Annotated in this window: 32 protein-coding genes and 1 rRNA gene; all 33 read right to left on the reverse strand. The window is 33.0% G+C overall.

Going from position 1 to position 17,888, the window contains the following annotated elements; translation table 11 throughout:
- Positions 1-64: ribosomal RNA gene (locus ACUSRV_RS15755) — 16S ribosomal RNA — on the reverse strand; the annotation flags it as partial.
- A 180-nt stretch (positions 65-244) separates the two neighbouring features.
- Positions 245-967 carry an N-acetylmuramoyl-L-alanine amidase CwlD gene (gene cwlD, locus ACUSRV_RS15760; RefSeq protein WP_490142928.1) on the reverse strand — a complete coding sequence of 241 codons (723 nt, stop codon included), beginning with the start codon at positions 965-967 and terminating at the stop codon, positions 245-247.
- 76 nt (positions 968-1,043) lie between these two features.
- Complete coding sequence (gene rpsI, locus ACUSRV_RS15765; protein ID WP_490142929.1) at positions 1,044-1,436, reverse strand: 30S ribosomal protein S9; 393 nt, start codon at positions 1,434-1,436, stop codon at positions 1,044-1,046.
- A gap of 30 nt (positions 1,437-1,466) precedes the next feature.
- The gene (gene rplM, locus ACUSRV_RS15770; RefSeq protein WP_490142930.1) at positions 1,467-1,898 is read right to left on the reverse strand and encodes a 50S ribosomal protein L13; all 432 of its coding nucleotides are present in this window, start codon (positions 1,896-1,898) and stop codon (positions 1,467-1,469) included.
- A 118-nt stretch (positions 1,899-2,016) separates the two neighbouring features.
- Entirely contained in the window at positions 2,017-2,748 is a 732-nt protein-coding gene (gene truA, locus ACUSRV_RS15775; protein ID WP_490142931.1) for a tRNA pseudouridine(38-40) synthase TruA, read from the reverse strand.
- 114 nt (positions 2,749-2,862) lie between these two features.
- A complete protein-coding gene (locus tag ACUSRV_RS15780; protein WP_490142932.1) occupies positions 2,863-3,660 on the reverse strand; it encodes an energy-coupling factor transporter transmembrane component T family protein in 798 nt (265 codons plus the stop codon).
- Positions 3,660-4,520, reverse strand: a complete 861-nt coding sequence (locus ACUSRV_RS15785) for an energy-coupling factor transporter ATPase (protein WP_490142933.1) — start codon at positions 4,518-4,520, stop codon at positions 3,660-3,662. Before ACUSRV_RS15785 ends, ACUSRV_RS15780 begins: the two co-directional genes overlap by 1 nt.
- Complete coding sequence (locus tag ACUSRV_RS15790) at positions 4,505-5,341, reverse strand: energy-coupling factor transporter ATPase (RefSeq protein WP_490142934.1); 837 nt, start codon at positions 5,339-5,341, stop codon at positions 4,505-4,507. The genes ACUSRV_RS15785 and ACUSRV_RS15790 overlap by 16 nt, the downstream gene beginning before the upstream one ends.
- A gap of 196 nt (positions 5,342-5,537) precedes the next feature.
- Positions 5,538-5,879, reverse strand: a complete 342-nt coding sequence (rplQ, locus tag ACUSRV_RS15795; RefSeq protein ID WP_490142935.1) for a 50S ribosomal protein L17 — start codon at positions 5,877-5,879, stop codon at positions 5,538-5,540.
- Positions 5,880-5,899: 20 nt separating this feature from the next.
- Positions 5,900-6,847: a DNA-directed RNA polymerase subunit alpha gene (locus ACUSRV_RS15800; protein ID WP_490142936.1), complete on the reverse strand. Its 948-nt coding sequence runs from the start codon at positions 6,845-6,847 to the stop codon at positions 5,900-5,902.
- Positions 6,848-6,929: 82 nt separating this feature from the next.
- On the reverse strand, positions 6,930-7,553 hold the full coding sequence (rpsD, locus tag ACUSRV_RS15805) for a 30S ribosomal protein S4 (RefSeq protein ID WP_490142937.1): 624 nt from the start codon (positions 7,551-7,553) through the stop codon (positions 6,930-6,932).
- A 32-nt stretch (positions 7,554-7,585) separates the two neighbouring features.
- Complete coding sequence (rpsK, locus tag ACUSRV_RS15810) at positions 7,586-7,984, reverse strand: 30S ribosomal protein S11 (protein ID WP_490142938.1); 399 nt, start codon at positions 7,982-7,984, stop codon at positions 7,586-7,588.
- Positions 7,985-8,011: 27 nt separating this feature from the next.
- Positions 8,012-8,383: a 30S ribosomal protein S13 gene (gene rpsM, locus ACUSRV_RS15815; protein ID WP_490142939.1), complete on the reverse strand. Its 372-nt coding sequence runs from the start codon at positions 8,381-8,383 to the stop codon at positions 8,012-8,014.
- 163 nt (positions 8,384-8,546) lie between these two features.
- The gene (gene rpmJ, locus ACUSRV_RS15820; protein ID WP_008516283.1) at positions 8,547-8,660 is read right to left on the reverse strand and encodes a 50S ribosomal protein L36; all 114 of its coding nucleotides are present in this window, start codon (positions 8,658-8,660) and stop codon (positions 8,547-8,549) included.
- A 33-nt stretch (positions 8,661-8,693) separates the two neighbouring features.
- Positions 8,694-8,912 (reverse strand): translation initiation factor IF-1, encoded by a 219-nt coding sequence (infA, locus tag ACUSRV_RS15825; RefSeq protein WP_490142940.1) that lies wholly within the window; start codon positions 8,910-8,912, stop codon positions 8,694-8,696.
- Positions 8,913-8,940: 28 nt separating this feature from the next.
- A complete protein-coding gene (locus ACUSRV_RS15830) occupies positions 8,941-9,237 on the reverse strand; it encodes a KOW domain-containing RNA-binding protein (protein WP_490142941.1) in 297 nt (98 codons plus the stop codon).
- A gap of 5 nt (positions 9,238-9,242) precedes the next feature.
- Positions 9,243-9,989 carry a type I methionyl aminopeptidase gene (gene map, locus ACUSRV_RS15835; protein WP_490142942.1) on the reverse strand — a complete coding sequence of 249 codons (747 nt, stop codon included), beginning with the start codon at positions 9,987-9,989 and terminating at the stop codon, positions 9,243-9,245.
- Positions 9,989-10,639, reverse strand: coding sequence for an adenylate kinase (locus tag ACUSRV_RS15840; protein ID WP_490142943.1), 651 nt, complete (start codon positions 10,637-10,639; stop codon positions 9,989-9,991). The genes map and ACUSRV_RS15840 overlap by 1 nt, the downstream gene beginning before the upstream one ends.
- A 41-nt stretch (positions 10,640-10,680) precedes the next feature.
- The gene (secY, locus tag ACUSRV_RS15845; protein WP_490142944.1) at positions 10,681-11,949 is read right to left on the reverse strand and encodes a preprotein translocase subunit SecY; all 1,269 of its coding nucleotides are present in this window, start codon (positions 11,947-11,949) and stop codon (positions 10,681-10,683) included.
- Positions 11,950-12,393 (reverse strand): 50S ribosomal protein L15, encoded by a 444-nt coding sequence (gene rplO / locus ACUSRV_RS15850; protein WP_490142945.1) that lies wholly within the window; start codon positions 12,391-12,393, stop codon positions 11,950-11,952.
- A 31-nt stretch (positions 12,394-12,424) separates the two neighbouring features.
- Positions 12,425-12,610, reverse strand: coding sequence for a 50S ribosomal protein L30 (gene rpmD, locus ACUSRV_RS15855; protein WP_490142946.1), 186 nt, complete (start codon positions 12,608-12,610; stop codon positions 12,425-12,427).
- A gap of 13 nt (positions 12,611-12,623) precedes the next feature.
- Positions 12,624-13,133 (reverse strand): 30S ribosomal protein S5, encoded by a 510-nt coding sequence (rpsE, locus tag ACUSRV_RS15860; protein WP_490142947.1) that lies wholly within the window; start codon positions 13,131-13,133, stop codon positions 12,624-12,626.
- An 18-nt stretch (positions 13,134-13,151) separates the two neighbouring features.
- On the reverse strand, positions 13,152-13,520 hold the full coding sequence (rplR, locus tag ACUSRV_RS15865) for a 50S ribosomal protein L18 (RefSeq protein WP_490142948.1): 369 nt from the start codon (positions 13,518-13,520) through the stop codon (positions 13,152-13,154).
- Positions 13,521-13,552: 32 nt separating this feature from the next.
- On the reverse strand, positions 13,553-14,095 hold the full coding sequence (gene rplF / locus ACUSRV_RS15870) for a 50S ribosomal protein L6 (protein ID WP_490142949.1): 543 nt from the start codon (positions 14,093-14,095) through the stop codon (positions 13,553-13,555).
- Positions 14,096-14,124: 29 nt separating this feature from the next.
- Positions 14,125-14,523, reverse strand: a complete 399-nt coding sequence (gene rpsH, locus ACUSRV_RS15875) for a 30S ribosomal protein S8 (RefSeq protein ID WP_490142950.1) — start codon at positions 14,521-14,523, stop codon at positions 14,125-14,127.
- Between the two features lie 32 nt (positions 14,524-14,555).
- The gene (locus ACUSRV_RS15880; RefSeq protein ID WP_490142951.1) at positions 14,556-14,741 is read right to left on the reverse strand and encodes a type Z 30S ribosomal protein S14; all 186 of its coding nucleotides are present in this window, start codon (positions 14,739-14,741) and stop codon (positions 14,556-14,558) included.
- Positions 14,742-14,758: 17 nt separating this feature from the next.
- Complete coding sequence (gene rplE, locus ACUSRV_RS15885) at positions 14,759-15,301, reverse strand: 50S ribosomal protein L5 (RefSeq protein ID WP_490142952.1); 543 nt, start codon at positions 15,299-15,301, stop codon at positions 14,759-14,761.
- Positions 15,302-15,326: 25 nt separating this feature from the next.
- Positions 15,327-15,632 (reverse strand): 50S ribosomal protein L24, encoded by a 306-nt coding sequence (rplX, locus tag ACUSRV_RS15890; RefSeq protein WP_490143000.1) that lies wholly within the window; start codon positions 15,630-15,632, stop codon positions 15,327-15,329.
- A gap of 24 nt (positions 15,633-15,656) precedes the next feature.
- Complete coding sequence (gene rplN / locus ACUSRV_RS15895; RefSeq protein ID WP_490142953.1) at positions 15,657-16,025, reverse strand: 50S ribosomal protein L14; 369 nt, start codon at positions 16,023-16,025, stop codon at positions 15,657-15,659.
- 23 nt (positions 16,026-16,048) lie between these two features.
- Complete coding sequence (rpsQ, locus tag ACUSRV_RS15900; protein ID WP_490142954.1) at positions 16,049-16,303, reverse strand: 30S ribosomal protein S17; 255 nt, start codon at positions 16,301-16,303, stop codon at positions 16,049-16,051.
- A gap of 22 nt (positions 16,304-16,325) precedes the next feature.
- A complete protein-coding gene (gene rpmC / locus ACUSRV_RS15905; RefSeq protein WP_490142955.1) occupies positions 16,326-16,529 on the reverse strand; it encodes a 50S ribosomal protein L29 in 204 nt (67 codons plus the stop codon).
- A complete protein-coding gene (rplP, locus tag ACUSRV_RS15910; protein ID WP_490142956.1) occupies positions 16,519-16,962 on the reverse strand; it encodes a 50S ribosomal protein L16 in 444 nt (147 codons plus the stop codon). The genes rpmC and rplP overlap by 11 nt, the downstream gene beginning before the upstream one ends.
- Before the next feature lie 28 nt (positions 16,963-16,990).
- Positions 16,991-17,869 carry a 30S ribosomal protein S3 gene (gene rpsC / locus ACUSRV_RS15915; RefSeq protein WP_490142957.1) on the reverse strand — a complete coding sequence of 293 codons (879 nt, stop codon included), beginning with the start codon at positions 17,867-17,869 and terminating at the stop codon, positions 16,991-16,993.
- Positions 17,870-17,888: the final 19 nt, after the last annotated feature.

Below are 17,888 nucleotides of genomic sequence, written 5' to 3' on the forward strand. Positions count from 1 at the left end.
CGACTTGCATGTGTTAGGCACGCCGCCAGCGTTCATCCTGAGCCAGGATCAAACTCTCATGATAAACTTGGCATTACTTTTAAATAAATGGTGTTTAATTGACCTACTGTTTAATTTTCAAAGTTCATTTATTTGTCCACGTCTTTCGGACAAATAATAATATATCATGTTATCTTTTAATCGTCAATACATTTATTTAATTTTTTTAAAAAATAAAGAGCATGTGTATGCCACAAGCTCTTTATTACTGCCCATTTTGTTGAACTGATCCTAAGTACTTTTGCATTCCTGCATATATAGACCACGCTATTTTTTCTTGATAATTAGAATCCTTTAATAACTGTGTTTCTTTTTCATTTGATAAAAATCCACACTCTATTAATATAGATGGTATCTTATTTTCTTTCAATAAGTATATATCGCTTCTAGGTTTAACTTCTCTCATATTTGATTGATCTGCCACTCTTTTTAATTCCTTTTGAATGAATGTAGCTAATAATTTACTTTTTTCATCTTTAGCTGGATAAAAAGTCTGCGCCCCATAATACTTTGATTGTTCAAATGCATTTAGATGTATAGATACAAATAAATCAGCATTAGATTCATCTATTAGTTTTTTCCTATTTTTTAGATTTTCATTATATCTTTGTCTAATAGTTTTTCCTGGAGATTCTTCATATAAACTTACATCATCTTCTCTAGTTAGTATTACTAATGCACCACTTGATTCTAATAATTCTCTTAATTTTAATGCTATCTTGAGATTAATATCTTTCTCTAAGGTGTTTTTGTCATTACTTAAAGCCCCTGGATCAATTCCCCCATGTCCAGCATCCAATACTATAACTTTGTTTGTTACAGGCATAAAGGCTGCCGGCTCAGCCATGTTATTTTTTACTTCTATAATAGCAAATGTCATTAATGTAATTGCTATACTTAAAGTAATTATGTATTTTATATATCTCATAATATCACCCTGTATATTTATATGAAAAAAGGCCTTGGAGTATTCCAAGGCCTTTTGAACAAAGCGATAAATATAATTATCTTTTTGAGAATTGTGGAGCTCTTCTTGCAGCTTTTAATCCGTATTTCTTTCTTTCTTTCATTCTTGCATCTCTTGTTAAGAATCCAGCCTTCTTTAAAGGTCCTCTTAATTCTGCGTCTACTTTAAGTAAAGCTCTAGCTATACCATGTCTTATAGCTCCTGCTTGTCCTGTGAATCCGCCACCTTCTACTTTTACTATTACATCATATTTATTTTCGTTTTCAGTTAATACTAATGGTTGTTTAACATCTCTTATTAATGTGTCATAGTTAAAGAAGTTATCTATAGTTCTTCCATTTATAGTTATATTTCCTTCTCCAGCTACTAATCTTACTCTAGCTATAGAGTGTTTTCTTCTTCCTGTTCCATAATATTGCACATTAGCCATGACTAACTCCTCCTTTCACCCGTAATTCTATTATTTAAAGTTTAAAACTTCTGGATTTTGAGCTTCATGTGAATGATTCATTCCAGAGAATACTCTTAATCTAGTCATCATTCTTTTTCTTAATTTGTTCTTTGGTAGCATACCGCTAACAGCATGACTTACAACTTCTTCTGGCTTTTCTGCCATCATTCTTCTGTAAGTTATTTCTTTTAATCCACCTATATAACCAGTGTAGTATCTGTATAATTTTTGATCTAATTTCTTTCCAGTTAATACAACTTTATCAGCGTTTACTACAACAACGAAATCTCCACCATCAACGTGAGGAGTAAATGTTGGTTTATGCTTACCTCTTAATATAGTTGCTATTTCAGTAGATAAACGTCCTAATGTTTTTCCTTCAGCATCTATTAAGTACCATTTTCTTTGTACTTCACTTGTTTTAGCTACATAACTTTTCATTGGTGTCCCTCCTTATCCTATTTCCATTCAATATTTTACCGTTTATGTCAAGTCCGGGGCAAGTGGACTTATTAACACATTCTAGTATATTTTAATACATTGTGCCAGGTGTGTCAAGCTAATAATATACTTTTTTGAGAAATAATCCGTTAGCATGTGCTGTATGCCCAGCTCTACTTCTTTCCTTTGATTCTATTATATCTTTTAAGCTTTCAGTTATTCTTCCTCTACCTATGTCTATCAGTGTTCCCGCTATTATTCTAACCATATTATATAAAAATCCCTTTCCCTCTACCTCAAGTACTATGAAATCACCTTCTTTTTTTAGCTCTATATCATATATAGTTCTAATTGTTGTCTTTGCAGAGGATCCAGTACTCCTAAATCCTATAAAATCATGTTCCCCTATTAAATATTTTGATTCTTCTTTCATCTTCTCAAAGTTCAAATCATATTTTACATGATAAGAGTATTTTCTATATATAGGATTTTTATACTTATTGTTATAAATAACGTATCTATACCTTTTTCCTTTAGCACAATATCTAGAGTGAAAATTTTCATCTACTTCCTTAGCATCTATTATTGATATATCCTCTGGTAGCGATGAGTTAATAGCTGCTGGTATTTTATCTACTATTATTTTAGACTCAGTTTTAAAGTTTGCTACTTGACCTATAGCATGTACTCCTCTATCAGTTCTACCTGACGATATAAGTTCTATATTTTCTTTTGTTATTTTATATATTGAATCTTCTATTATATTTTGTATCCCAGGGCTATCATTTTGCTTTTGCCATCCATAATATTTTGACCCATCGTATTGTATCGTAATCATTATATTTCTCATAATAAACTCCTCATTTAACTAAAAATCCTAAAAATCCCTATACTATTATTCCGTATTTTAGAATAACAATAAGGGATTTTTTAATAAATACCTTTTATAAATAAGATTTAATTATTAAATATATCTAGTCGAAATTATTATAATCAAGTACATAACCATAATAACATAAGCTATATAGTCCCTTTTAGTCATTACTATTTGTTTCATTTTCGTTCTGTTGTATCCACCTCTATAACATCTAGCTTCCATTGCCATAGCTAATTCATCCGCTCTTCTAAATGCGCTAATAAATAATGGAACTAATAACGGAACTAAGTTTTTAGCTCTATTTATTATATTTTTACTTTCAAAATCTGCACCTCTTGACATTTGCGCCTTCATTATCTTGTCAGTTTCATCTAATAATGTTGGTATAAATCTTAAAGCTATCGTCATCATCATGGCTAATTCGTGAGCTGGAACACCTATTTTTTTAAGTGGATTTAATGTTTTTTCAATTCCATCAGTAAGTTCTATTGGAGATGTAGTTAATGTTAAAAGCGATGTACCTATTATTAAAAATACAAGTCTCATAGACATGAATACAGCCTGGTCTAAACCTTGCCTAGTAACCTTAATAGGTCCTAGAGCCCATAGTATATCTCCTGGTATAAAGAATATATTTATTACAAACGTAAATACAATTATCCACTTTATAGGCTTAAGACCTTTGTACATATATTTAAAAGGGATTTTTGAAGGATATATAATTAAAGCTAAAGCAGCGGTGACTATTATATATGGCCAATATTTATTTATAATAAATAAAGAAGCCATAAATAAAAATGTTCCTATAAGCTTTACTCTAGCATCCAGTTTGTGTATTACTGAATCTGTTGGATAATATTGTCCTATTGTTATGTCTTTTAACATTACTTCCTACTCCTTATCCCTTTTAGTATTTCTTCTTTGGCTTCTTGTATAGTTAATACATCTTCTCTTATATCAAATCCCTTTTCTCTTAACTTAACAGCTAATTCTAATACTTGTGGAATATCTAACCCTATCTCTTTTAGTCTATTCCCATGTTCTTTAAATACTTCTCTTGGAGTCCCCATAAATTCTATTTGTCCATTATTCATAACTATTATTTTGCCCGCCAATTTAGCCATATCATCCATACTGTGTGATGATAGTATTATAGTTATTTTATTTTTATAATGTAATTTTTTTATTAATTCAAATATCTCATCCCTACCCTTTGGATCAAGTCCTGCTGTCGGCTCATCTAATATTAAAACTTCTGGTTTCATAGCTATAACTCCAGCTATTGCTACCCTACGCTTTTGGCCTCCAGATAATTCAAAAGGAGACTTGTCTTTAAACATATTGTAGTCTAATCCTACTGACTCCATAGAATCTTTTATTCTTCGTTCTATTTCTATTTCATCCAATCCTAAATTAGAAGGCCCAAAGGCTATATCTTTATATACTGTTTCTTCAAAAAGCTGATATTCTGGGTATTGAAAAACTACCCCTACTCTTTTTCTTATATCAGTTAAATTAATATTTGAACTAGTTATATCAAACTCATTTATACTTATTTGCCCTGAATTAGGCTTTAATATCCCATTTAAATGTTGGATTAATGTGGATTTACCAGATCCAGTGTGCCCGATAAGGCCTATAAATTCTCCAGACCCTATTTCAAAACTTATATTGTCCAAAGCTCTACTTTCAAAAGGTGTTCCCTTATTATATATGTGAGTTAATTCTACTACTTTAATTGACATAATTTCATCACCATCTCATCTACTGTTAATATACTATCATCTATATCTATACCTTCATTTTTAAGTTCTTTAGCTAACTCAGTCATATAAGGAACATCTAATCCAATACTTTTAAGTTTTTCAACTTGGCAAAATACTTCTCTTGGAGTTCCTTCCATTACTTTTTTGCCACTTTCCATAACTACAACTCTATCAGCATCTACTGCCTCTTCCATAAAGTGAGTTATATGAAGTATAGTTATATTTTCTTCTTTATTTAATTTTTTTATAGTTTTTATTACTTCTTTTCTTCCAGATGGATCTAACATTGCTGTAGCCTCATCAAATATTATACACTTAGGCTTCATAGCTATTATACCAGCTATTGCTACTCTTTGTTTTTGGCCCCCTGATAGTAAGTGAGGTTGTTTTTTTCTAAAGTCATACATTCCAACAGAAATTAAAGATTCTTCTACTCTCTTTTTTATTTCTTCTGGTTCTATACCTAAATTTTCTGGCCCAAATGCAACATCTTCCTCTACAACAGTGGCCACTATTTGATTATCTGGATTTTGAAAAACCATCCCAGCATTTTGTCTTATATCCCATAGCTTGTCATCTTCTTTTGTATTCATGTTAGAGATATAAATATCTCCTTGTGTAGGCTTTAGTATTGCATTCAGATTTTTAGACAGTGTAGATTTACCTGAACCATTATGCCCTATTATTGCCACAAATTCTCCCTCTTTTATATTTAAGCTCAAATTATCTATCGCCTTAAAAGAAGTTTCTTCACTCATGTATACAAAAGAAACGTTATCAACTTTTATTATGTCAATCATACTTATTGCTCCTTCATATAAGTATTTAATATAACTTAACCTAAATTATATTATATAGAACTATACATCAATTTTAAAGGTTTTAAATTAGATAATGAAATTTTAATTTTTATACCTTCTAAAATTTACTTAATCAAATAAGCTTTAGAAAATATAAAAAAATAGGATTAAGCTTATGCGCCTAATCCTTTTTGTCTTATACTAATTCTATTAGAGCCATTTCAGCTGCGTCGCCTCTTCTTGGTCCTATTTTAATTATTCTAGTATATCCGCCGTTTCTTTCTTGATACTTTGGAGCTATGTCAGTAAATAAATTATTTACTACAGTTTCATCTAGAACATAAGACATAACTTGACGTCTAGCGTGAAGATCTCCTCTTTTACCAAGAGTTATCATCTTTTCAGCCATCCTACGAGTTTCCTTAGCTCTTGTTACTGTAGTTTCTATTCTTCCAGCTCTAAGTAAATCTGTAACTAAGTTTCTAAGCATTAAATTTCTATGAGCAGTTACACGTCCTAACTTACGGTAATTAGCCATGTCTATCCCTCCTTTACTTGCTACTCTTCGCTTGGTTGAAGTCCCAATCCTAGTTCTTCAAGTTTTTGAATTACTTCTTCTAGAGACTTCTTACCTAAATTTCTAACCTTCATCATATCTTCTTCAGACTTGTTAGCTAACTCTTCAACTGTATTTATTCCCGCTCTCTTTAAACAGTTGTAAGATCTAACTGATAAGTCTAATTCTTCGATAGTCATTTCTAAAACTTTTTCTTTTTGGTCTTCTTCTTTTTCGACCATTATTTCGACACTACTTACATGCTCAGTTAAGTTGATAAATAAATTTAAATGTTCAACTAATATTTTAGCTGCAAGTGATATACCTTCTTGAGGATTTATACTTCCATTTGTCCAAACCTCAAGTATTAGCTTATCATAGTCTGTTCTTTGTCCTACTCTTGTGTTTTCAACACTATAGCTTACCTTTTCAACAGGTGTATATATAGAATCTACAGGGATAACACCTATAGGCATGTCATCATTTTTATTATCTTCAGCAGAAACATATCCTCTTCCTTTATCAAGATATATTTCCATGTTCAGTTTAGAGTCTTCATCTAAAGTAGCTATGTGTAAATCTTTGCTTAATATTTCAACATCCGAAGGACATATTATATCTGCTCCTGTAACTACACAAGGTCCTTTAGCTTCTATTTTTACAGTTCTACTTCCTTCACCGTCTATGTCGGCAGAAAGCTCCTTTAAAGATAGTATCATCTCTGTAACATCTTCTTTTACTCCTGGAATTGTTGAAAATTCATGTAGAACACCTTCTACTCTAATAGATTTTACAGCAACTCCAGGAAGTGAAGATAATAATATTCTTCTTAATGCATTTCCTACTGTTATTCCATAGCCTCTTTCTAGAGGCTCAATAACGAATTTACCATATCTATGATCTTCGCTTATTTCTATAATATCTACTTTTGGTTTTTCTATTTCTATCATGGACAAAACCCTCCTTAAAAATTATTAATCCACTGAGGGCAAGCAAAACGCTACAAGAATAATAAAATATATATAATATTTATTACTTAGAGTAAAGCTCTACTATTAAGTGCTCAGCTATTTCTAAGTCTATATCTTCTCTTGTTGGATTGCCAACTACTTTAGCTGTCATGTTTTCTAAATTGTTCTCTAACCATTTAGGAGCAACTCTTGAACCGCCTTCTACTAAAGCTTTAAATTTGTCTGAAGATCTTGAACCTTCTTTAACAGCTATAACATCACCTGTATTTACAGTTAATGATGGTATATCTATTTTGTTTCCATTTAAAGTGAAGTGACCATGTCTTACTAATTGTCTACCTTCTTTTCTTGAAGAAGCTAATCCCATTCTATAAACAACATTGTCTAATCTTCTCTCTAATAAAGTTAATAGATTTTCCCCTGTTATACCAGGCATGTTTTCAGCACGTTCGTATAAGTTTGCGAATTGAGTTTCTAAAACTCCATATATTCTCTTAACTTTTTGTTTTTCTCTTAATTGTAGTCCATAGTTAGAAACTTTTTTTCTGCCTTGTCCATGTTGTCCAGGAGCATAATTTCTTCTAGCTATACCACATTTATCTGTATAACATCTATCACCTTTAAGGAATAATTTCATTCCTTCTCTACGGCATTGTCTACATGACGGGCCTATATATCTTGCCATTATTTTGCACCTCCTGTATTGTTATATTTCAATTACACTCTTCTTCTTTTTGGTGGTCTGCAACCATTATGTGGTATTGGAGTAACATCTTTTATCATAGTAACTTCCAATCCAGCAGCTTGAAGTGCTCTTATAGCAGCCTCTCTTCCAGAGCCTGGTCCTTTAACGAATACTTCTACAGTTTTTAGTCCGTGTTCCATAGCAGCTTTAGCAGCTGTTTCCCCAGCTAGTTGAGCAGCAAATGGAGTAGATTTTCTTGAACCTTTAAATCCCATTTGTCCAGAACTTGCCCAAGATATTGTGTTTCCATGAACATCTGTTAAAGTAACTAATGTATTGTTAAAAGTTGATTGTATATGAGCGTGTCCACGTTCTATATTTTTACGTTCTTTTCTTCTAACACGCGTAACCTTCTTTTTTGGTTTTGCCATTATTCTTCCCTCCTTATCTAGCTATTATTATTTTTTCTTTTTACGAGATACTGTTTTTCTAGGACCTTTTCTAGTTCTAGCATTAGTCTTAGTTCTTTGACCTCTTAAAGGAAGACCTTTAGCATGTCTTAATCCTCTGTAACATTTTATATCTCTTAATCTCTTTATGTTTAAAGCGATTTCTCTTCTTAAATCACCTTCAACTATATGATCAGTATCTATTACTTTTCTTAATTCATTAACTTCTTCTTCACTTAAATCCTTTATTCTAACGTTAGGATTTATGTTAGCTTTAGCTAATATTTCGTTAGCAGTTGGTCTACCTATACCATATATATAAGTTAAGGCGATTTCTGCTCTCTTCTCTCTAGGTAAATCTACCCCAGCTATTCTTGCCATTAATTACACCTCCTACAACTTAGCTTTACTTATTGCTTATATTAAAATTAATACATAAAAATAAAATCCGAAGCCCAGTTTATCTCAAGATCATAAAGCTCTTGTTAATTATCACAATTAATTATTATACTACAAATTACAACAAATTACTAGCAATAATTTATTAACCTTGCTTTTGCTTATGCTTTGGATTTTCGCATATAACCATTACTTTGCCTTTTCTTTTTATTATCTTGCATTTTTCACATATTGGTTTTACTGATGGTCTTACTTTCATTGTTAATCCCTCCTTAGACTAATCTTACATAGTCTACTTCTTACGCCAAGTAATTCTTCCTCTAGTAAGATCGTATGGTGAAAGTTCAACATTAACTTTATCACCTTCAAGAATTCTTATAAAGTTCATTCTTAATTTACCAGATATATGACATAGCACTTCATGTCCATTTTCTAACTTTACTTTAAACATAGCATTAGGTAAAGCTTCAGAAACAGTACCTTCTAGTTCTATAACATCTTTTTTGGCCATTAACTAACCAAACCTCCATTCAATTAACTTAAGCCATAAGGTTTAGCTTCTTAAGTTCAGCTCTTAAAAAAGCGTCGTTTACAGATTCGTTAGCCTCTATCTTGTTTTTAACAGCTTTGCTTATAGCATTGCTTTTTTTCAAGTGCTTCACTTTCTTTAATTTAGGTTTATCAAGTTTTCTTATATCTCCATCGGCAACGAGAACATACTCTTCATCTACTATTTTAATAATAAAAAATAGATTACCTTGATCCCTACCTAATTTAGATTTTACTACTTGACCTATACTCAAGTTTTCTGACAGCACTATTTTCACCTTCTTCATCCAGATTAAAGCCTCGTTAATATCAGGGGCTCATCTGTAGTAATGGCTATAGTATGCTCATAGTGAGCTGATTTTTTTCCATCTATAGTCACAGCTGTCCATCCATCGCCTAAAACTTTAACACGATATGATCCTGCATTAACCATAGGCTCTATTGCAAGTACCATACCTTCTTGAAGTCTAGGTCCTTTTCCCGGTGGTCCATAATTTGGAATTTGCGGATCTTCATGCATATCTGATCCGATTCCGTGTCCTACAAAGTCTCTAACAATTGAGAAATTGTATTTTTCTATGTGTGTTTGAATTGCATGAGAAATATCTGAGAGTCTATATCCTAATTTAGCAAATTTTATACCCTCATAAAAACTTTGTTTTGTTACTTCTATTAGTTTTTTATCTTCATCAGATATTATGCCTACTCCGTGAGTTTTCGCAGAATCGCCATGATATCCTTTGTAGCATGCGCCTATATCTATACTAATTATATCCCCTTCTTTTAGAACTCTATTACCTGGTATTCCGTGAACTATCTCTTCGTTTATAGAAGCACATATAGATCCAGTATATCCATGATATCCTTTAAAAGAAGGTTCTGATTTGTATTTTCTTATATTATTTTCAGCTATAATATCTAACTCTTTCGTAGTTAGTCCCGGTTTTATAGCTTCTTTTAGAATTTCATGAGTTTCAGCTACTATTTTACCAGCTTCTCTCATTAGCTCTATTTCTTTATTAGATTTCAAAATTATCATTAATTTTCACTTCCTAGAGCGGCAATTATATCTTCGAAAACTTTGTCTATAGATTGCTCACCCTCTATTGTAGATATTATCCCTTTTTCAGCATAATAATCTATTAGAGGTTTCGTTTCATCTAGGTATACTTGTATTCTTTTTGATACAGTTTCTTCGTTATCATCTGCTCTTTGATATAGTTCTCCTCCACAAACATCGCATATACCTGCTACTCTTGGTGGGTTGAATTCAACATGATATGTTGCTGAGCATTGCTTACATATCCTTCTTCCTACAGCTCTAGATACTAATATATTCTTATCTACTTCTATATTTATAACTTTGTTTAAAGAAGCATTTATCTCATCTAAGAATTTATCTAAAGATTCAGCTTGAAATGTATTTCTTGGAAATCCATCTAGCAAGAATCCATTTTTACAATCATCTTGTAATAATCTATCCTTAACTAATCCTACAGTTAATTCATCGGGAACAAGTAATCCTTGATCCATATATGACTTAGCCTTATTTCCAAGTTCCGTTCCCTCTTTTATGTTTTTTCTGAATATATCACCAGTTGATATATGAGGTATATTATATTTTTCAACTATTCCTGCAGCCTGTGTCCCTTTTCCTGCACCAGGAGGCCCAAGTAATATTATTCTCATATTCTCATCTCCGAATACTTGTTTTTACAAGTTTTTAAAATTTATTTTAAAAAACCTTGATAGTTTCTCATAACTAAATTCGACTCTAGCTGTTTCATAAGCTCTAAAGCAACTCCAACTACAATTAGTAAAGATGTTCCACCAATACCTAATTGGATATTAGTAAACTTCAATGCTATAGATGGTAGTACTGCTATAATAGCTAAAAATAATGCGCCTGCTAAAGTAAGTCTTGAAGATATCTTACTTAAGTAGTCTTCAGTAGGTTGCCCAGGTCTTATACCTGGAATGAATCCACCACTATTTTTCATGTTATTAGCTATGTCATGTGTATTAAATGACACTGTTGTATAGAAATACGAGAAGAATATTATAAGCATAACTTCAAACAACATATATATCCAAAATCCAGGATTTCCTGTGGGAGACATATACTTGTTTATAAATGCCTGAGAATTACCGCCCATAAAATAAGCTATTGTTTGTGGAAATGCTAGTAATGAGCTAGCAAATATGACAGGTATAACACCTGATTGATTTATCTTCATCGGTATGTGTGTACTTTGTCCACCATACATTTTTCTTCCCACAACTCTTTTAGCATATTGAACCGGTACTTTTCTTACAGCTATTTGTATATAAGTAACAGCAGCTATAACGATTAACCCTATTAGTAAAATTCCAATTAGAACCCATATAGATGTTTGACCAGCTTTAACTGAGTTATATATCTGCATTGAAGTAGCAGGCGTACCAGCTATTATACCTATGAATATTATTATTGAACTTCCGTTCCCCATACCTTTTTCTGTAATTCTATCTCCTATCCACATTAATAGGGCTGTACCAGCAATTAATGTCATTATAACAGTAACTATAAAAAATGGATTATCCGTTTTTAAAGCTCCTCTTATAAGACCTAGAGTTATTCCAGTTCCTTGAATTAAAGCTAAGACCATAGCAGTATATTTTGTATACTTATTTATCTTTTTCTTTCCTTCTTCTCCAGATTTACTTAGATCTTCAAGGCTCGGAAAGCCAATAGTCAACAACTGTATTATTATAGATGCTGTTATATAAGGAGTAATTCCTAAAGCAAATAATGTGAAATTGCTAAATGCTCCGCCTGTAAATAAATTATATAAGGAAAGAAGACCAGCTTGGTCAACTATTTCCTTTATATAATCTATATTAACTCCAGGAACAGGGATTATACACCCTATCCTGAATACTACAATCATCATCAAAGTATATAATATTTTTCTTCTTACATCTTTAATCTTCCAAGCATTTTTGAAGTTAGACAGCAATTAGATCACCTCAGACTTTCCTCCAGCCGATTCAATTTTTTCCTTAGCTGAAGCAGTAAACTTTTGAGCCTTAACTATTAAGTTTTTCTCTAAGTTTCCTTCTCCTAAGATCTTTATGCCGTCCTTCTCTATTTTGCTTATAACTTTCATATCTTTTAATAACTCAGGAGTTATTTCAGTTCCATTTTCAAATCTATTTAAAGTTTCTACATTAACTAATGTATACTGTTTCTTGAATATGTTTGTGAAACCTCTTTTAGGAAGTCTTCTAGCAAGTGGCATCTGTCCACCTTCGAATCCTACTCTTACTCCTCCGCCAGAACGAGCCCCTTGACCTTTATGACCACGTCCAGAAGTTTTACCTAGACCAGAACCAGTACCTCTACCTAATCTTCTTTTTTCTTTTACAGCACCTTCAGCAGGTCTTAACTCATGTAACTTCATGACTACACCTCCTTGTCTTCTTTTTTAATGATTATTCAGTTATCTCTTGTACTTCTACTAAGTGATTAACTTTGCTTATCATGCCTCTCATTTGGGCATTATCTTCTTTTACAACAACAGAACCGATTTTCTTTAATCCTAAAGCTTCTACGTTCTTTCTTTGTTTAGGAGTAGTTCCTATTGTACCTTTAACTAACTTTATTTGTATTTTAGCCATCTACACTACCTCCTTAACCTAGAAGGTCTTCTACTTTTTTTCCTCTAAGTTTAGCTATGCTTTCAGCTGTTCTTAGAGATTTTAAACCTTCTATTGTAGCATTTACCATATTTCTTGGGTTACTTGAACCTAAAGATTTAGCTCTAACATCTTTTAATCCTGCTAATTCTAGTACCGCACGAACAGGACCACCAGCTAGAACTCCTGTACCTTCTTGAGCTGGCATTATTAATATTTGACCAGCACCAAAGTGACCTTGAATTCTATGTGGTATAGTAGTTCCAACCATAGGAACTTCTATTAAGTTCTTCTTAGCATCTTCTACAGCTTTCTTTATAGCATCTGGTACTTCCATAGCTTTACCAGCGCCGATGCCAACATGTCCGTTTTCATCTCCAACAACTACTAAAGCTGCGAATCTAAAGTTTCTACCACCTTTAACAACTTTAGTAACACGTCTTATTTCAACAACTTTTTCTTTTATGTCAAGTTGTCTTGCATCTATCATCTTGCGACGTAGCATTGATTTCCCTCCTTCTTATTAGAACTTAAGACCAGCTTCTCTAGCTCCATCAGCTAACTCTTTAACTCTACCGTGATATAAGTATCCACCTCTGTCGAATACTACTTCAGTTATGCCTTTTTCTTGAGCTTTTTTAGCTATCATTTGTCCAACTAATCTTGCAGCTTGCTTGTTTCCTGTATGATTAGCATTGTCTTTAACTTCAGCATCTAAAGATGATGCAGCTACTAGAGTTGTTCTCGCATTATCGTCTATTATTTGAACGTATATATTATTAGCACTTCTGAAAACACATAATCTTGGTCTTTCAGCTATTCCGTTAACTTTTTTACGAACCCTCTTATGTCTTTGAAGTCTGTTTTCATTTTTGCTTAGTTTTTTTGACACGGTGCTCACTCCTTTCTAAGGTTTATTACTTATTACTTCTTACCAGTTTTACCTTCTTTACGTCTTACAACTTCACCAGCATATCTTATACCTTTACCTTTGTAAGGTTCTGGCTCTCTCCAAGATCTTATCTTAGCAGAGTAGTTTCCTACTATTTGCTTATCTATACCTTTAACTATTATTTCAGTTTGGTTTGGAACTTCAACAGTTATTCCTTCTGGATCTTCCATCTCAACTGGATGAGAGAATCCTAAGCTAAGAACTAATTTACTTCCTTGCTTTTGAGCTCTGTATCCAACACCAACTAATTCTAACTTCTTTTCGTATCCGTTAGTAACACCTTCAACCATATTAGCTATTAAAGTTCTAGTTAATCCGTGTAAAGACTTGTGCTTTTTGTTGTTTGTTGGTCTTTCAACTGTTAATATATTTTCTTCATTCTTTATAGTTAAGTCTGAAGTTAATTTTTGTGTTAATGAACCTTTAGGTCCTTTTACTGTAACTGTATTATTAGCGTCTATAGTAACCTCAACACCTGCTGGTATTGATATTGGTTTAACACCTATTCTTGACATGTCTGCACCTCCTTACATTGTTCGTATTATTACCAAACGTAGCAGATTACTTCTCCACCAACGTTGTCTCTTCTTGCTTGCTTATCAGTTAATATACCTTTTGAAGTAGATATTACAGCTACTCCTAAACCACCTAATACTCTTGGTAATTCATCTTTAGCAGCGTAAACCTTCATACCAGGCTTAGATATTTTCTTAAGACCTGTTATTACTCTTTCGTTATTAACTCCGTACTTTAATTGTACTCTTATTATTCCTTGCTTTCCATCTTCTATAACATCATACCCTCTGATAAAACCTTCTTCTAATAATATTCTAGATATCTCTTTTTTCATATTAGAAGCAGGAACATCAACAGTTTCATGCTTAACTACATTAGCATTCCTTATACGAGTTAGCATATCTGCTATTGGATCTGTCATTGTCATGTTCGTACCCTCCTTCCACGATTAACAAGCTACTACCAGCTTGCTTTCTTAACGCCAGGTATTTGACCTTTATAGGCTAATTCTCTAAAACATATACGGCATATTCCAAATTTTTTCAAAACAGAATGTGGTCTTCCGCATATAGTACATCTAGTGTATTCTCTAGTTTTGTACTTTTGATTTCTTTGTTGTTTTATTATCATCGCTTTTTTAGCCACTGGAATCCCTCCTTTGCTTACTTAGAAAATGGCATTCCTAATAATTTTAGTAATTCACGAGCTTCTTCGTCTGTCTTAGCAGTTGTAACGAAGATTATATCCATTCCACGAACTTTATCTACCTTATCATACTCTATTTCAGGATATATTAATTGTTCCTTTATACCTAAAGCGTAGTTACCTCTTCCGTCAAATGCGTTAGGATTTACTCCTCTGAAGTCTCTAACTCTTGGTAAAGATATGTTAACTAATTTATCCATGAAGTAAAACATTTTGTCGGCTCTAAGAGTAACTTTTGTACCTATCGGCATTTGTTCTCTTAATTTGAAGTTGGCTATTGATTTTCTAGCTTTTGTAATAACTGGCTTTTGACCAGATATAGCTGTTAATTCCTCAACAGCAGCTTCTAATCCTTTTGGATTTTCTCTAGCGTCACCGATACCCATGTTTATAACTATTTTTTCTAACTTAGGTATTTCCATTACATTTTTGTATGCAAATTTCTCCATTAGAGCTGGAGCAACTTCTTTCATGTACTTTTCTTGTAATCTAGAAGCCACTTTTGTTACCTCCTTTCAAGCTAAATTATATTTCTTTTCCGCTCTTTGCTGATACTCTTACTTTTTTGCCTTCAGTTACATCAAATCTAACTCTTACGCCTTTTCCGATTTCTGAATCAAATGGCATAACGTTTGATATGTGTATTGGCGCTTCTCTATTTATTATTCCACCTTGTGGATTCATAGCGCTTGGCTTTTGATGTTTAGTGATCATGTTAACGCCTTCAACTAATACTCTATTAGCTTTTGGGAATACTTTTAACACGTTACCTTTTTTTCCTTTATCTTTTCCTGTTATTACTACAACAGTATCGCCTTTTTTAACACGCATCATGTCCCTATTGCACCTCCTTAATTATAGTACTTCTGGAGCAAGAGAAACTATTTTCATGAAGTCTTTTTCTCTTAACTCTCTAGCAACAGGCCCGAATATACGAGTTCCTACTGGAGTTTTATCGTCCTTTATTATAACTGCAGCATTTTCATCAAACGATATATAACTTCCGTCATTACGTCTTACACCTTGCTTAGTTCTTACTACAACAGCTTTAACAACTTTACCTCTTTTAACAACTCCACCAGGTGTTGCAACTTTAACAGAAGCAACTATTATGTCACCTATGTTCGCGTATCTTCTCTTACTTCCGCCTAGAACACGTATACATAAAAGTTCTTTGGCTCCTGAATTATCAGCAACTTTTAAACGTGTTTCTTGTTGTACCATCGTAATCCCTCCTTCTTCGAAAACTACTTAGCCTTTTCAACTATTTCAACTAATCTCCATCTCTTGTCTTTTGACAATGGTCTAGTTTCCATTATTTTAACTCTGTCTCCGATTTTACATACATTTTGTTCATCATGAGCCTTGAACTTTTGAGTTCTCTTAACTGGCTTTCCGTATAATGGATGACGAACGAAATCTTCAACAGTAACTACTATTGTTTTTTCCATTTTATCGCTTACAACACGGCCCACTTTTGCTTTTCTTCTTGCTCTTTCCATGTTTAAAAGCCTCCTTTCGCGATTAAGCTCTAGTTTCGTTTAACTTTCTTTCAGCAAGGACAGTTTTTACTCTAGCTATATCTTTTCTAACGAATTTTATTCTTGCTGTGTTTTCTAATTGTCCTGTAGCTAATTGGAATCTTAAGCTAAATAATTCACTTTTAAAATCATTTAATTCTTTCATAAGTTCTTCATTAGACATATCTCTTAATTCTTTAGCTTTCATCCGATTCACCACCCTTTACTTCAAAATCTTGACGTGTAACAAACTTACACTTAACAGGGAGCTTGTGCATAGCAAGTCTCATAGCTTCTCTAGCTTTTTCTTCTGGAACACCTGCTAATTCAAACATAACTCTTCCTGGTTTAACAACTGCTACCCAATATTCTGGGGAACCTTTACCAGCACCCATACGAGTTTCTGCCGGTTTTTTTGTTACAGGTTTATGAGGGAATATTTTTATCCAAACTTGGCCCCCTCTTTTTATATATCTTGTCATCGCTATTCTGGCTGCTTCTATTTGGTTAGAAGTTATCCAAGCTGGCTCTAAAGCAACTAATCCGAATTCGCCGTAAGTAACTTTGTTACCTTTGTGAGCTTGGCCTGCCATACTTCCTCTATGAACTCTACGACGCTTTACTCTTTTAGGCATTAACATGAGTATTTTCCTCCTTCCTTATTAGCAATTACCCTTGTTTGTTTTCTGTTCTTTGTGGTCTTGCCCCACCTTGTTGTGGTCTTGCGCCACCTTGTTGTGGTCTTTGACCTTGTGGTCTTGCCCCACCTTGTTGTGGTCTATTATATCCAGGGTTACCGCCTCTATTGTCTCTTCTATCGTTGTTTCTTCTATCGTTTGATCTATTATCTCTTCTATCGTTTCTTTTGTTATCTCTTCTATTGTCTCTTGGAGCTTCTTCTCTTGGTGCACCATTTCTAGTTGGAAGAACTTCTCCTTTATAGATCCATACTTTTATACCTGTTTTTCCGTATGTTGTATTTGCTTCAGCAAATCCATAATCTATATCTGCTCTTAATGTGTGTAAAGGTACGTTTCCTTCGCTGTATCCTTCAGTTCTAGCCATTTCAGCTCCACCAAGTCTACCAGACGCAGATACTTTTATACCTTTAGCTCCTGATTTTACAGCTCTTTGTATAGCTTGTTTCATAGCTCTTCTGAAGGCAACCCTTCTTTCTATTGCTAAAGCTATATTTTCAGCTACTAATTGAGCATCTCTTTCAGGACTTCTAACTTCAACTATGTTAACCATTACAGTTTTTTTAGTCATTTTTTCTAACTCAGCTTTTAAGGCATCTATACCAGCACCAGCTTTACCTATAACGATACCTGGCTTAGCAACGTGTAAGTCTAATTTTATTTTATTAGCTGATCTTTCTATTTCTATTTTAGCAACACCAGCTATATATAATTTGCTTTTTAAGAATTTACGTATGTTGTGATCTTCTAATATTAAAGTTCCGAAATCTTTTTTATTAGCAAACCATCTTGAGTCCCAATCTTTTATAATACCGACTCTCAATCCGTGTGGATTAACCTTTTGTCCCATTACTTAACCTCCTATCTAT

The sequence above is a fragment of the Sporacetigenium sp. TC11 genome, from assembly GCF_058146105.1.